The organism is Actinotalea endophytica (assembly GCF_025717005.1).
Classification (GTDB): Bacteria; Actinomycetota; Actinomycetes; order Actinomycetales; family Cellulomonadaceae; genus Actinotalea.
In genome coordinates this window covers 1-12,638 of the sequence record NZ_JAOVZU010000007.1, presented here as the reverse complement: position 1 = coordinate 12,638, position 12,638 = coordinate 1, and the positions used below count along the sequence as shown (strand labels likewise).

General features: G+C 72.9%; 13 protein-coding genes. 4 read left to right on the top strand and 9 right to left on the bottom strand.

Annotated features, from left to right (window positions below; genetic code table 11):
* Nucleotides 1-4 precede the first annotated feature (4 nt).
* The gene (locus tag OEB99_RS12650; protein WP_263577637.1) at nucleotides 5-586 is read left to right on the top strand and encodes a TetR/AcrR family transcriptional regulator; all 582 of its coding nucleotides are present in this window, start codon (nucleotides 5-7) and stop codon (nucleotides 584-586) included.
* Here the strand turns inward: OEB99_RS12650 and OEB99_RS12645 are convergent.
* Nucleotides 573-1,817, bottom strand: a complete 1,245-nt coding sequence (locus tag OEB99_RS12645) for an anaerobic sulfatase maturase (protein ID WP_263577636.1) — start codon at nucleotides 1,815-1,817, stop codon at nucleotides 573-575. The genes OEB99_RS12650 and OEB99_RS12645 overlap by 14 nt on opposite strands.
* 223 nt (nucleotides 1,818-2,040) lie before the next feature.
* Here OEB99_RS12645 and OEB99_RS12640 point away from each other — a divergent pair, with 223 nt between their 5' ends.
* On the top strand, nucleotides 2,041-2,775 hold the full coding sequence (locus tag OEB99_RS12640; protein WP_263577635.1) for a DUF4386 domain-containing protein: 735 nt from the start codon (nucleotides 2,041-2,043) through the stop codon (nucleotides 2,773-2,775).
* 82 nt (nucleotides 2,776-2,857) lie between these two features.
* Here OEB99_RS12640 and OEB99_RS12635 read toward each other — a convergent pair whose 3' ends face one another.
* Nucleotides 2,858-3,232 (bottom strand): nuclear transport factor 2 family protein, encoded by a 375-nt coding sequence (locus OEB99_RS12635; protein WP_263577634.1) that lies wholly within the window; start codon nucleotides 3,230-3,232, stop codon nucleotides 2,858-2,860.
* A 70-nt stretch (nucleotides 3,233-3,302) separates the two neighbouring features.
* Nucleotides 3,303-4,238 carry an NmrA family NAD(P)-binding protein gene (locus tag OEB99_RS12630; RefSeq protein ID WP_263577633.1) on the bottom strand — a complete coding sequence of 312 codons (936 nt, stop codon included), beginning with the start codon at nucleotides 4,236-4,238 and terminating at the stop codon, nucleotides 3,303-3,305.
* A gap of 163 nt (nucleotides 4,239-4,401) precedes the next feature.
* On the opposite strand from OEB99_RS12630, the gene OEB99_RS12625 reads away from it, so the two are divergent.
* On the top strand, nucleotides 4,402-4,854 hold the full coding sequence (locus OEB99_RS12625; protein WP_263577632.1) for a PNPOx family protein: 453 nt from the start codon (nucleotides 4,402-4,404) through the stop codon (nucleotides 4,852-4,854).
* A 38-nt stretch (nucleotides 4,855-4,892) separates the two neighbouring features.
* On the opposite strand, the gene OEB99_RS12620 is transcribed toward OEB99_RS12625, so the two are convergent.
* The 6 genes from OEB99_RS12620 to OEB99_RS12595 form a co-directional block, all read right to left on the bottom strand.
* On the bottom strand, nucleotides 4,893-5,765 hold the full coding sequence (locus OEB99_RS12620; RefSeq protein ID WP_263577631.1) for an alpha/beta fold hydrolase: 873 nt from the start codon (nucleotides 5,763-5,765) through the stop codon (nucleotides 4,893-4,895).
* Nucleotides 5,766-5,902: 137 nt separating this feature from the next.
* Complete coding sequence (locus tag OEB99_RS12615) at nucleotides 5,903-6,583, bottom strand: hemerythrin domain-containing protein (RefSeq protein WP_263577630.1); 681 nt, start codon at nucleotides 6,581-6,583, stop codon at nucleotides 5,903-5,905.
* A gap of 178 nt (nucleotides 6,584-6,761) precedes the next feature.
* On the bottom strand, nucleotides 6,762-7,622 hold the full coding sequence (locus OEB99_RS12610; RefSeq protein WP_263577629.1) for an SDR family NAD(P)-dependent oxidoreductase: 861 nt from the start codon (nucleotides 7,620-7,622) through the stop codon (nucleotides 6,762-6,764).
* A gap of 190 nt (nucleotides 7,623-7,812) precedes the next feature.
* Complete coding sequence (locus OEB99_RS12605; RefSeq protein WP_263577628.1) at nucleotides 7,813-8,580, bottom strand: ParB/RepB/Spo0J family partition protein; 768 nt, start codon at nucleotides 8,578-8,580, stop codon at nucleotides 7,813-7,815.
* Nucleotides 8,581-8,821: 241 nt separating this feature from the next.
* Nucleotides 8,822-8,947: a hypothetical protein gene (locus OEB99_RS12600; RefSeq protein ID WP_263577627.1), complete on the bottom strand. Its 126-nt coding sequence runs from the start codon at nucleotides 8,945-8,947 to the stop codon at nucleotides 8,822-8,824.
* 590 nt (nucleotides 8,948-9,537) lie between these two features.
* Entirely contained in the window at nucleotides 9,538-10,431 is an 894-nt protein-coding gene (locus OEB99_RS12595; RefSeq protein ID WP_263577626.1) for a hypothetical protein, read from the bottom strand.
* 95 nt (nucleotides 10,432-10,526) lie between these two features.
* Between OEB99_RS12595 and OEB99_RS12590 the strand changes: the two genes are divergently transcribed.
* A partial coding sequence (locus OEB99_RS12590; protein WP_263577625.1) for an MDR family MFS transporter occupies nucleotides 10,527-12,638 on the top strand: 2,112 nt, incomplete at its 3' end.

Below are 12,638 nucleotides of genomic sequence, written 5' to 3'. Positions count from 1 at the left end.
CGCCGTGGCGACGCGCGGGCCGTACCAGAAGGGCATCGTCAAGCGGGAGGAGATCCTCCGGACCGCTCTGACGACGATCGCCGAGAGCGGCTACAGCGGCGCGACGGTCAAGCAGCTCGCCGATGCGGTGGGGCTGAGCCCGAACGGCCTGCTGCGCTACTTCGGGTCCAAGGACGCCCTGTTCACCGAGGTGCTGCGGCGCCGCGACGTGGAGGACGAGGTCACGTTCCGGCCGGCGGGGGCGGACCTGGACGGCGAGGTGCTGGCGACGTTCATCCGGCACAACGCCGAGGTGCCCGGCCTGGTGCAGCTGTACGCCCGGTTCTGCAGCGAGGCCGCCGAGCCGGGCCACCCCGCGCACGACTACTTCCGCGAGCGCTACGAGGCGCTGCGCCGGGTGTGGACCGACGGGCTCGACGACCTCAAGCGGTCCGGACGGCTCGCGGCCGACGCGGACACCGAGCAGCTGGCGGTCGTCGCGATCGCGGTCATGGACGGGCTGCAGACGCAGTGGATGTACGACCCGAGCATCGACATGGCCGAGGCCTTCGCGCTCGCGTTCGAGCGTCTGGTCACCTCGGCGTAGCCGCGTCGGGACCCATGATGTCGGCGGCCGTGCGGCCGGTGCGCAGGAGCCCGGCGATCCGCTCCAGCGTCGGCTGGGTGTGCGTGTAGAAGCGGTAGTAGCCCGCGCACAGGTAGTTCAGCCCGGGCTCGCCGTCGGCGGTGACCGCGATCCGGTCCTTGGGGCACCCGCCGTGACAGGCCCACCGCACAGGGCAGCTCTGGCACTGGGCCGGCAGGGTGGTCAGCTTCGAGCGCCCGAACTCGCGCTGGGCGTCGGACTGGAGCATCGCCTGGATCGGCGCGTCGGCGACGTTGCCGATCTTGTAGTCGGGCTCGACGTAGTGGTCGCACGAGTAGACGTCCCCGTTGTGCTCGACGGCGAGCGCGTTGCCGCACTGCGGGGAGTGGACGCACAGCGAGTACCGGCCGAACAGGTTGCCCAGGGCCACGTCGACGTCCTGGACGAAGACCTCACCGACGTCGCGCGAGAGCCACTCGTCGAAGATCGCGACCAGGAACTCGCCGTACGCGGCCGGGTCGACCGACCGCGACGTCACCGCGTCGCCGCGCTGCTGGTAGAGCAGCGTCCGCCGCCCGTGCGCACCCGGCCGCCACCCCTGCTCGGCGAGCTCGAGCTGGTCGGCCGGGACGCGCTCGACGATCGGGATGAACTGCAGGTACCGCGCCCCGAGCACGTCCCGGAAGTAGCGGTACACCTCCAGGGGATGGTCCTGGTTAGCGTGGTGCACCGTGCACAGGATGTTCGTGTCCACGCCGTGCTTGCTCAGGACCTGCCACCCGCGCAGCACCTGGTCGTGCGTGCCGCGGCCGGCCTTGTTCACCCGGTAGGCGTCGTGCAGGTGCGCCGGGCCGTCCATCGACAGCCCGACCAGGAAGTGGTGCTCGGCCAGGAACGCGCCCCAGTCGTCGTCCAGCAGGGTGCCGTTGGTCTGGATCGCGTGGTGCAGCTGCTGGCCGGGCCGGCGCAGGCGCTCCGCCAGCCCGCGCAGCGTGGGCTCCCCGCCCTGCCAGGCGACCTCGACCACCCCGTCCGGGGAGGAGTCGAGCAGGTTCGCGAGGTAGGTCTCCAGGCCCTCCTCGCTCATCCGCTGGGAGTCGTGGTCGTACAGCAGCTCCTTGGACAGGAAGAAGCAGTACGTGCAGTCCAGGTTGCACGCCGCGCCCGTCGGCTTGGCCAGCACGCTGAACGGCAGGCGCCGCGCGCCGGGCGGCACCGTGGGCACGGTCATGCGGTCACCTCCGCACCCATGCCACCACGCCGCCGGCGGGGTGTCGAGCCTCGGCCGGGCAGGTGCCTCGGGCCGGCGACGCATCGCGAGGGCACGGGGACGAGGCCGGTCGACCTACGTCCCTTGAACTCGCGGACCGCGCGGTCTGGACTGGTCGGAACGGCCTGTGGCCGGGTGCGCTCGGCCGGGGGCCGTGGGACAACGCCGTCCACCGGGAGCAGTCATGCAGAGCCGTGCGTCCACGAGCCAGGACCAGCGAGTCGTCGTCAGTGAGGGGCGATCGGCGAACCGGGAGGAGCGGACCGCCGCGGTGGCGGTCGGGCTGCTGTACATCGTGGCCACGGTCGCGGGACTGGTCGCGGCGTCCATCGGGGCGCCGACCGAGCCGACGGCGATGGCCGCCGATCGGGGTGCGGTCCTCGGCAGCGCGCTCGCCGTGACCGTCATGGCGTGCTCGGTGATCGGGGTCGCCGTGATGCTCTACCCGGTGCTGTCCCGCGACGCGACCTCGACGCTGCGTCGGGGGATGGCGACCGGGTACCTGGCCTCCCGGATCGCGGAGGGCACGCTGTTCCTGGTCGGTGTGGTCGTCGTGCTGGCGATGCTCACGCTCGGCGAGGACGCCGCCTCGGCCGGAGACGCGGGGGCTGTCGGGACCGCGCTCCAGGCGGTCAACGAGTACTCGGCCGTGATCGGGCAGACGGTCTTCGGCGTCGGCGCCCTGCTGCTGTACCGGCTGCTGTACGTCTCCGGCCGGATCCCGGCCTGGCTGGCCCTGTGGGGCCTGATCGCCGCACCGCTGTTCCTGGTCTCCGGCGCGACGCTGCCGTTCACCCACGACCCCAACTCGACGATCTCGAGCGTCCTGTACGCGCCGCTCGCGGTGCAGGAGATGGTCATGGCCTTCTGGCTGGTCGTCCTGGGGTTCCGCCCGGTGAGGGCAGCCGCCGCGCGCTGATCGGTTCGGTCGCGCGGCCCGCCCGCCCGCGGACGCCAGGGTGACCGGCGGCCGCGGGCAAGCGTCTCGCTGTCTGGTCCGTCTAGAAGCGGTAGACCGAGACCCGGGCGATCGCGTCGTCCTTGATCTCGTAGAACGCGCCGAAGCGCACCGCGATGGTCTCGCCCGCCTTCGCGTCGCCGAACGGGAAGTCGGGGATGTCCACCTCGAAGCTGAGCTCCGCCACGACCTCGACGGCAACCCGGTCCCCGTCGAACACCATGTTCTGCGGGATGAGCTTCTCCTTCACGGCGCCCCCGCCGTGGGCGACGGTCAGGTGGTTGACGACATTCTCCCGTCCCTCCTCCTTGCCGAGGACGGACTCGAACACGACGTCCTCCGAGAACGGCACGGTGGCGTAGTCGCCGGTTCCGTACGTCTCGTAGTAGGTCTCCATCACTTCTGCCGGCGTGGCCATGCGTCTCTCCTTGCGTGCTGGTCTCGGGGGGCGGTCGGCGCCGGTCGAGCCCGGCGCCGACCTGCGGCCGTCAGGCCTTGCGGGGGATGAGGTCGAGGTACTTCTTGAGCCCGTCGCGCACCGCGACCGGCTTGCGGCCGGTCAGGTCCTCGACGGCCGTGGTGACGCGCTCGAAGTGCCCGCTGGCGAGGCTCGCGTTGTTCCCGACGATGTCGTCGGCGCAGACCCCGGGCGGGAAGATCGACGCGGAGAAGTCGCCCTGGACCGTCTTCGGGACGCCCTTGCCCATCCAGTACTCGTACAGCTCCTCGGTGCTGCAGTCGCCGTAGGTCACGGTGAAGCCGGTCTGCTTGTCGATCTCGGCGAACAGCTCGGCCTCGGAGAACAGCTCGGGCCCGGTGATCGTGTACGCGGTGTTCGGCTCGCCCTTGCCGGCGAGCAGTGCGGCGGCCACCCGCGAGCAGTCCTCGCGCAGCACGTACCCGCACTTCTTGCCGTGGATGTTGCTCATCCACTCGGCGTTGTTCTTCAGCACGGCGAGCGGGTAGAACATCAAGATCAGGTTGTCGTAGTAGAGCATGTTGCGCTGGAAGTTGTACTCCAGCCCCGACTCGAGGATGTCCTGCTCGGTGACCCGGTGGTCCGAGGCGATCAGCGGTGTGTCGTCGGCGATCTCGGCGCCGTTGAACGACGTGTAGGCGATGTACCCGACGCCGGCCGCCTTGGCCGCGTTGATCGCGTTGCGGTGCTGAATGCGCCGGGTCTCGCCGATGGCCCAGGTCGAGATCAGCAGCATCCGGTCGGCGCCCTTGTACGCCGTGACGCACTGGTCGTAGTCGTCGTAGCTCGCCTCGCGGAGCTCGACGCCCGCGTCGGTCCACGACGCCCGGTTCTCCGGGGCGATCTTGTCGAGCGAGGGTGCGCAGAGGATGACGTCCTCCGGGTCCACCAAGGTCAGCAGCTCCTGCGCGGCGACGCTGCCGAGCTGGCCGTCGACGCCATTCATCAAATACTTCACGTGGCACCGTCCCTGTCGGGTTGTCTTGGCGCGAAACTATATGGACCGGAACGGACAGAAATGGGGGACGTTGGACCGGGAGCACAAGGTCCCAGGCGCGCCGACGACGCCCCGGGGTGCCGATCGGTGAGGCCGGGCTAGCGTGAATCGGGTGACGATCCGGTGGAGCAGGTTCTGGCCGCGGATCTACCGCCTGCTCGCGCTCCTCGACCCGGTGATCGAGTGGACCTGGCGGCGCGTCGGCCTCGGCAACGTGGTGCGGGCGGTGTTCCCCGGACGCCGCACCGGGCAGCCGCGCCCGGTGTTCGTCGGGGTGCTGCGGGTCGGCGACCAGGTCTACCTCGGGCACCCGGACGTCCACTGCGCCTGGACGCTCAACATGGACGCGGCCGGCGGCGGTGAGCTCGAGCTCCGGGACGGGCGTCGGCGGCAGTTCGCCGCCGAGCTGCTGCCGCCGGGATCGGAGCGGGATGCGGTCATCCGTGCGACGTTCCGCCAGCACCCGTTCCCCGGCGGGCTGATGTACTGGCTCGCCCGGCGTCACGTGCGGGCGGTCGGCCGGTTCTACCGGCTCACGCCGAGGCCGGTGCGGGCGCCCTCGTAGGGCTGCGGGCGCGAACGGCGGCGAGCGCCGGCGCGCTGTCAGCCCGCCAGGAACCGGATGAGGACCGGGTTCATCCGGTCCGGGACCTCGTAGTGGGCCAGGTGCGCACCACCCTCGATCTCCTGGTACTCGATGTCCGGCGGCAGCGCGCGCAGCCGGGTGAGCGACGCCTCCGGGATCTTCGCGTCCGCGGTCCCGCGGGTGAGCAGCATCGGGAGGTGCTGCTCACCGACGCGTCGGTAGCAGTCGGTCGCATCCGTGAGTGCGTCCCCTCGCAGGTTGGCCAGGACGGCCCGCCGCTTGCCCGAGTAGCGGAGCTGGTCGGTGACCTGACGTCGCAGGTCGGGAACCGCGTCGACGGACACGACCGCGTCCGACAGGTCGGTGAGGTTGCGGCCGCCCATCAGGGTCATCAGGACCTCGCCGAGGACGGGCTTCGTGACCAGCCGGTAGGCCAGGCTGTCCGAGCCGGGCAGCTCGTCGAAGAACGGCGCGAGCAGGGCGAGCCTGCTGACCGCACCCGGGTGCGCGGCCGCGAAGCACGTGGCGATGCTCCCGCCCTGCGACGTCCCGACCAGCCGGACCGGGGTCGGGATCCCGAGCCTGCGCAGCAGCTCGTCGAGCTGGGTGTTGTAGAAGTCGCGGTCGTAGGTGCGCAGCTTCGGCCGGTCGGAGAAGCCGTGGCCGAACACGTCGTACCGGAGCACCCGGAACCCCGCGTCGCACAGCGGCCCGATCGTGTTGTCCCACGTGGCGTACGGCGCGGCGTTGCCGTGGACGAGGACGACGTCACCGACGACGGGATCACCGCGCAGCTCGTAGTGCGTGACACCTGCCGAGAGCTCCACGAAGCTGCCGGGCAGCCCTTCGCGAACGTCGGCTGTGAGCTCCTGCCTTCCGGTACCGGGCATCGCGACCCGCTCCTTCGTCGTCCGACACCGGGTGCGCGTCGTCGGTCACCGGTGGTCCACGACGCCGGGGCGAACGACGGACCCGTTACTCCGATCGTACGGCGGTGGCTCCGGCGTCGGGCCGAGTTCGTGGCGGGTCAGGCGTGCCCGTAGAGGGCCCGCTTGTGCGCCGCGAACTTCCGCTTGCCGAGCACGGCCCACAGTGCGCGGACGGGCGCCGGGAGCACCTCGCGGGCGAACGTCGCGCCGTCCTCGGGGCCGAGTGCGTCGAGGATCCAGCCGAGCTGGATGAGCTGCTGGTCCTTGGGCACGCTCGCGCGACCGTGCTCGCCGAGACGATCCCACTCCGCCTGGGTCATGCTCGTCGCGGCGACGGGCAGGATGCGCTCCTCCTCCTGGCCGAGGTGCTGCTCGAGCTTCGAGCGGATCTCGGCCACGATCTCGGCCACGGCGTCCCGGTCGCGCTCGCCCGCGAGGCCCTCCCAGGCGGGGAGCGCGGCGTCCGCCTCGTCGATGAGTCGCGCGACCTCGGCGTGCTGGGACCTCATCAGCGAGACGTGCAGCGCGCACGCCGGGGAACGCTGCTCGAGGGTGTCCCAGAGCAGGAGGTCCTCGGTGTGGTGGTGGTTGTGCAGGGTGAGCGTGATGCCCCGGATGTGCGCCGCGACGACGGCGGTCCGCTGGAGGTCCCCGGGCGGCACGGAGCGCACCAGGTCCGGGGCGTCGGCGTAGAGGTGCCGGAACACCCTGTGCACGACGAGCATGTCCGCGGTGTTGCAGGTGGTGGGGGTGGGGGGTTGCTGCGCTGGTGCCGACATTCACGTGTCCGTTCACGAGTGCCGCCCGCGCCGTTGCGGGAATGGCGTGACGGTACAGCCGGGCGGGGTGGGGCGCGCGCGGGAACCCCAGCCCGCCAGCGAGTCGGGGGCCGCGGAGTGACCGACCCGGTCGGCGTGCTCCTCTCGGGGCCGACGCGGTCCGGGGATGGGCGCCGCGCTAGTGCTCGACCCAGGTGGGGTCCGGGCGGGTCGCGACGTCCCACGAGGGCACCGCGGGTTGGAGGGGGTCGTCGATCCAGAGGAACTCTCCGTTGGGCGTGCCGCGTGAGTCGGACACGACACGGAGCACGAGATCGACGGCCTTGGCGGGGTCGTCGCCGCCCGTCCTGCGCATCCACTCGACCCACGGCCCGTAGTTGCCGTCGGCAGCGTCGCCGAGCCGGGTCGTCTGCGCGCTGATCGCCTCGAACATGTCCGTCTGCACATCGCCGGGATGGAGGACGTTGGCCGTCACACCGGTGCCGTCGAGCTCGGCCGCGAGGTGGCGGGTGAGCTGGTTGAGCGCGACCTTGCTCGTGCCGTACGCGCTGTTGAGCGGTCCGGGGGTGTGCAGCGCAGCGGCGGAGCTCACGTTGAGGATCCGTCCCCAGCCGGCGCGAACCATCGCCGGGGCGAACCGTCGCGCGGTGAGGTACGCGCCGAACGCGTTCACTCGGACGGTCTGCATCCACTCCTCGGGGTCGGTGTCGACCAGCGGGGCCATCGGGCCGAAGGTGCCCGCGGCGTTCACCAGGATGTGCGGCTCCTTCGGGCTGAGGCGATCGGCGACACGTTCGACCTCGGCAGGCACGCTGACGTCGGCGGGGATCGCGAGGGCACGGCCGCCCTCGGCCTCGATGGCATCCCGCACGGCGCTGATCCCCGCGCTGCCACGCGCCACCAGCGCCACCTCGGCGCCGTGTGCGGCGAGCCCGAGGGCGATCGCACGGCCGATCCCGCGCCCTGCGCCCGTGACCAGCGCGACTCGCCCCGTCAGGTCGGGTTCGACGTCGCGGCGAGGCGTGGCCTGCTCGTTCACTGGACGGCCTCTCGGCAGTGGGCCGGCCCCGGCGTCAGGTCCGGCCGCGGTTGGTGTCGGACGATCGCCGACCGTTCGTCTCGAGTGTGGCAGCCGCCACCATCGTGGCGTCGCATGCCTCTGGCGCGTCGGATCGGTGTGGCCCGACGGGACAGGGGTGTCCGCCGCCCGGCAGTGAGCGGGCGAACGATCACGACGCAGGGGCGTCGTGATCCGGCCACGGTTCGCAGCCGCACGCCCCCTCGTGCAGGACAGGGTCGTCCGCCCAGTCCAGGAGGCCGAGGCCGTCGCGCTCGGCGAGCGCGAGCACGTAGAGAGCGAGGTCCCCGAGCCCGGCGCCGACGCCGTCGGCGCGCAGCCGCGCGACGCGTGGTGCGACCTCGGTGCGCCACCACGCCGCCGCGAGGTCGTGCGCGCAGCAGTAGGCCGTTCCGGCGCTCTGCTGCTGGAAGCCCCAGGCCATCGCGGCGTCGGCGACGCGCGCCCAGTCGGCGGGCCGGTCGAGGTCGAGCGTGGTCAGCACGTCGTCCGGCAGGGGGAACCGTTCGAGGAACCGGCGTTCCGCGGCCTTCGTGGGCAGGGACTCGGCTCGCAGGCACGCGCACGCGAACGCGACCGTGCACACCCGCCGCACGTGCGCGGGGAGGGTGGTCCAGCCGAGCTCGCGCGCCGCGGCGACCCGGTGGTGCCCGTCCACCACGAAGTACACCTCGCCGAGCCGGACGACCTCGATCGGCGGCGGGAAGCCACCGTCACGGAACATCCCGCGGACCCGCCGCCAGCGATCGGAGCGCGGGCGGAGCGGGCGGAAGCGATCGTCGAAGTCCGTCGACCTGGCCACCGAGCCGACGACGGCGCTCAGCGGGATCTCGTCGTCGTAGCGTCCCATCGTGCCCGCCGAGCCGAGCGCCTCGATCGCGGCGTCGTAGGGCAGCAGCCCCGCTACGCGTCGTGCCACCTTGCCTCCCCGGTCGCTGCTCGGGGAACGGCGGGGTCGGCGCGGATGTTCCACGACAGCGGGAGCCCGCTCGCGCTGTCTGCCCGGTGGTCTCGATGCCGACCTTGGTCGATCGGACGAGGCGGTCAGGCGTCGTGCCCCGGCGATCTCGGCCGCCCGGATCGCGTCGGAGGCGAGGTCTGCGGGCCGGGCAGCCTCGGGGCCCTCGGACGGCCGCGACTCCGACCTGGGACGCCCGGCCCTACGGAGTCATCTCCGCGAAGCCCGGCGCGTCCGACAGCGCAGCGGCGAACAGCGCGACGCCGAGCACGACCGCCAGGGCGTGCGGCAGGATCACGCCGGACATCCAGAACACTCGGCGGAGCATCGCGTGGATCTCCTCCGGGGTGCGCCGCCAGGGGATGTCCGAGGCGCCAGTCGCCGGGGACGACGAGCTCTGCGGCCGGCTCGCCGAGGTCGCTCTCGGCGGCCAGGCGTGCGCGGGCGTCCATCGCCCGCCGGCTCCCCGCGGCGCCCGGGTCGTAGGACCAGTACATGTCGAGCCGCGGCGCGGAGTGGTCCCGCAGCTGCCCGCAGCTGCCCGCAGGTGCGGTGGTTGAGGTGGTAGGCCGCGTACTCGATGTCCCGCATCCGCGGGTAGTAGCGCAGCTGCCAGCTCTTCAGCAGGGCGTCGCTCGCCCAGAAGCCGAGTGCCGTCGTGGCCGCGAGCGCGAAGAGCGCGTAGTGGCCGTACTGGAACCCGAGCCCGAGCGCCGCGAGGGACAGGGTCACCGACCAGCCCTTGACGGTCGTCGACCTGACGTCGAAGTCGCTCACGACCCTGACGATCGCGAGGTACTCGGCGTTGAGGTCCTGGCGCAGGGCGTCGTCGCGTGGGGAGAGGGGCGGCGGCGCGTCGTTCATCTCGTGCCCCGTTCGTCGTCGCGGTGGTCAGGTCCGGTCCGTCCCGGCCGGGCGTCAACCGGTGGTCAGCAGCAGCCCCGTCGCTGCTGCGAGCAGCGGACCGGTGATCCACGCACCGGCCTGGAGGTCGGAGAGCAGCGTGGCGGTGAGGCCCAGCTGCCGGTTGACGTCCTCGCGTTGGCGGAGCTGGGACCTGAGCTCCTCGAGGTCCGAGCCGTCCGTCGGTGCCAGGACGTCCCGGAGCCGGCGCGCGTCGCTGCGGATCGCGGCGCGAGGCCCGTTGTAGACGGCGGCGACCGCCGCGGTGCCGGTGAGACCGAAGAGGAGCACGGTCGTCCCGGCGGCCGGGTGGGGGCCGGTGGTCACGTCGAGCCTGGTGGTCGCGAGGGCGAGGGTGGCGATAGCGACGAGCGCGCCCAACGGGCGCAGCAGGCCCATGGCGACCTCCCGGAACAGAAGGCTGTCGGCGACCTGTCGGCCGATGTCGGCATCCCCGGGCCCCGCCCGGACCGCGGTGGTCAGCCCGAAACAGGCCCGGACCACCGGGATCGCGCCGGCTCCGGCGGTGAGGGTCAGAACGAGCCCCCGGAGGGTTCCGGCGCCCGAGTCTCGCACGAGTGGCAGCAGGGCCACGACGACGACCCCGACGGCGGCGATCGCCGTGCGCCGGTTCGCTGCTCGCCAGTCGGCCGGGCGCACGCTCTCGACGTGGTCGGCCTCGCGCCGACCGACCTCGGCCGACACGACGGCCGCGGTCACCAGCACGAGCGCCAGACCTGCCCAGGCGACGAACACGTCGTCCAGCGGCGCATCGCGGCGGGCTCGATCGAGCGCCGCCCAGACGATGACCCCGCCGGCGAGGGCCGCGCCCACGGCGGCGAGCGTGACCAGCCTCGGGCCGACCGGCCGCTCCGGCCGATCCTCGCGCGGGGTGCCCGGCGGGCGCATGGGGGTAGGTTCGCAGCCCCGCGGGGCGCCGTCCAGGTTCTGGACGCGGTCGTCTGCCCGCGCGGGTTCGCCCGCTGGCGGCTACGGTCCGAGACGTGCCGCGACAAGGAAGTCAGGCGACGAGCAGCGCGTCCGCGCGGATCCCCCCGGGCCGGGTGCTCCTCGTCGCGTGCTTCGGGGCGTTCCTGGCGTTCCTCGACGCCACGGTCGTCAACGTGGCCTTCCCGTCGATCCGCGAGTCGTTCCCGACCGTGTCGATCGGTGGGCTCTCGTGGGTGCTCAACGCCTACAACATCGTGTTCGCGGCGTTCCTCATCGTGTTCGGGCGGCTCACCGACCTGATCGGGCGCCGGCGCTCGTTCATCGGCGGGGTCGCGGTGTTCACGCTGGGCTCGGTGCTCTGCGGGGCGGCGCCGACGGTGGAGATGCTCGTCGTGTTCCGCGTGGTCCAGGCGCTCGGCGCGGCGGCGCTGGTGCCTGCGTCGCTCGCGTTGGTGATCGCGGCCTTCCCGGGTGAGCGGCGGGCGCACGCGATCGGCCTGTGGGGTGCGTCCGCGGCCGTGGCGGCGGGCCTCGGGCCGCCGATCGGCGGTGCGCTGACCCAGGTCGGCGGCTGGCGCTGGGCGTTCCTGGTCAACCTGCCGTTCGGGCTCGCTGCGCTGTGGTCCGCTCGCCGCCAGCTCGTCGAGAGCCGGGCGCCGGGCCGCCGGACCCTGCCCGACCTCGCCGGTGCGGCGACCCTCGCCGCGTCGCTCGCACTGCTCAACCTCGGCATCGTCAAGGGCACGGACTGGGGGTGGACGGGCACCGCGACGCTCGCCAGTCTCGCCGGCGCGGTGGTGCTGTTCGCCGGGTTCGTGCTGAGCTCTCGCCGGCACCGGTCGCCGCTGGTCGACCCGACGCTGCTACGCCTGCGGTCGTTCGACATCGGCTCGGCGGCGACCGTGGTCGCGGGCTTCGGCTTCTACGCCTACCTGCTGACGAACATCCTGTGGCTGCAGTACGTGTGGGGCTACGACGTGCTGCGTGCGGGGCTCGCGCTCGTGCCCGGGGCGGTGGTGGCGGCGATCGTCGCGTCGCGGCTCGGGCCGCTCGCCGAGCGGTTCGGCTACCGATGGTTCGTCGTACCGGGCGCGATCATCTGGGCCGGGGCGTACCTCTGGTACCACCAGCGGGTCGGCCTCGAGCCGGCGTTCTGGTCGGCGTGGATGCCGGGTCAGGTGCTCAGCGGCATCGGGGTCGGCGCGACCCTGCCGTTGCTCGGGAGCGCGTCGCTCGCCGCTGTGCCCGGCGGTCGGTACGCGACGGCCTCGGCGGTGAACTCCAGCGCCCGGCAGCTCGGCGGGGTGCTCGGCATCGCGATCCTCGTGGTGGTGCTCGGCAACCCGACGGCGGAGACCGCGGTCGCGGCGTTCCGCAGCGGGTGGGTGCTGTCGATCGTCGCGTTCCTCGTGGTGGCGCTGGTCGCGATCCCGCTCGGCCGGATCCGGTCCGCGCCGGACGCCGAGGCCGTCGAGGACGAACGGCCACCGAAGGTCTTCGCCCCGGACCCGCCGCCGGAGTGGGCGGTCACACCCGCGGTGTCGGCGCTCTCGACGGACCTGGGTGACGTGCCGCTGGTCGCGGCGTTGCCGGAGGCCGCTCGGCGCCGGGTGGAGAGCGCCAGTCGGCTGGTCGAGGTGCCGGCCGGGCAGGACCTCGTGCGCGAGGGGGACCCCGGGGGTTCGGCGTTCGTGGTCCGGCGCGGGCGGCTCGAGGTGTTCGTCGGCGGGCGGCGGATCCGCGAGCTCGGGCCGGGAGCGGTGCTCGGTGAGCTGGCGCTGCTCACCGGGGAGCCGCGCTCGGCGACGGTGCGTGCGCGTCGCGACGCGACCGTGCTCGAGCTGCCGCGTGAGGCGCTCGAGGGTGTGCTGGAGTCGGATGCTCAGGCATCGCGGTTCCTGCTCGGGCAGGTCGCCGAGCGGCTGCGGACGGCCGCGCCGCCGTCGGCCCCGCCGCCCGAGCGGCCGACGGTGGTGTCGGTGGTCGGGGTGCACCCCGGTGCGCCGGTGGACGAGGTCGCGAGTGCGCTGACGGCGCGGATGGGCACGCACCTGGACGTGGTGCAGCTCGGTCGGGTGGACCCGGACCGGCTGGCGCGGGCGGAGGTGGGGCACGGCCGGGGCGGGCGCCCCGCCGGTGCGGGGGCGGGGCGGGGGGGGCGTGCC

Bases quoted from the DNA above. Each gene is read 5' to 3' on its own strand.
- OEB99_RS12645 (WP_263577636.1), bottom strand. From the start codon at position 1,817: ATGACCGTGCCCACGGTGCCGCCCGGCGCGCGGCGCCTGCCGTTCAGC.
- OEB99_RS12640 (WP_263577635.1), top strand. From the start codon at position 2,041: ATGCAGAGCCGTGCGTCCACGAGCCAGGACCAGCGAGTCGTCGTCAGT.
- OEB99_RS12635 (WP_263577634.1), bottom strand. From the start codon at position 3,232: ATGGCCACGCCGGCAGAAGTGATGGAGACCTACTACGAGACGTACGGA.
- OEB99_RS12630 (WP_263577633.1), bottom strand. From the start codon at position 4,238: ATGAATGGCGTCGACGGCCAGCTCGGCAGCGTCGCCGCGCAGGAGCTG.
- OEB99_RS12620 (WP_263577631.1), bottom strand. From the start codon at position 5,765: ATGCCCGGTACCGGAAGGCAGGAGCTCACAGCCGACGTTCGCGAAGGG.
- OEB99_RS12615 (WP_263577630.1), bottom strand. From the start codon at position 6,583: ATGTCGGCACCAGCGCAGCAACCCCCCACCCCCACCACCTGCAACACC.
- OEB99_RS12600 (WP_263577627.1), bottom strand. From the start codon at position 8,947: ATGCTCCGCCGAGTGTTCTGGATGTCCGGCGTGATCCTGCCGCACGCC.
- OEB99_RS12595 (WP_263577626.1), bottom strand. From the start codon at position 10,431: ATGCGCCCGCCGGGCACCCCGCGCGAGGATCGGCCGGAGCGGCCGGTC.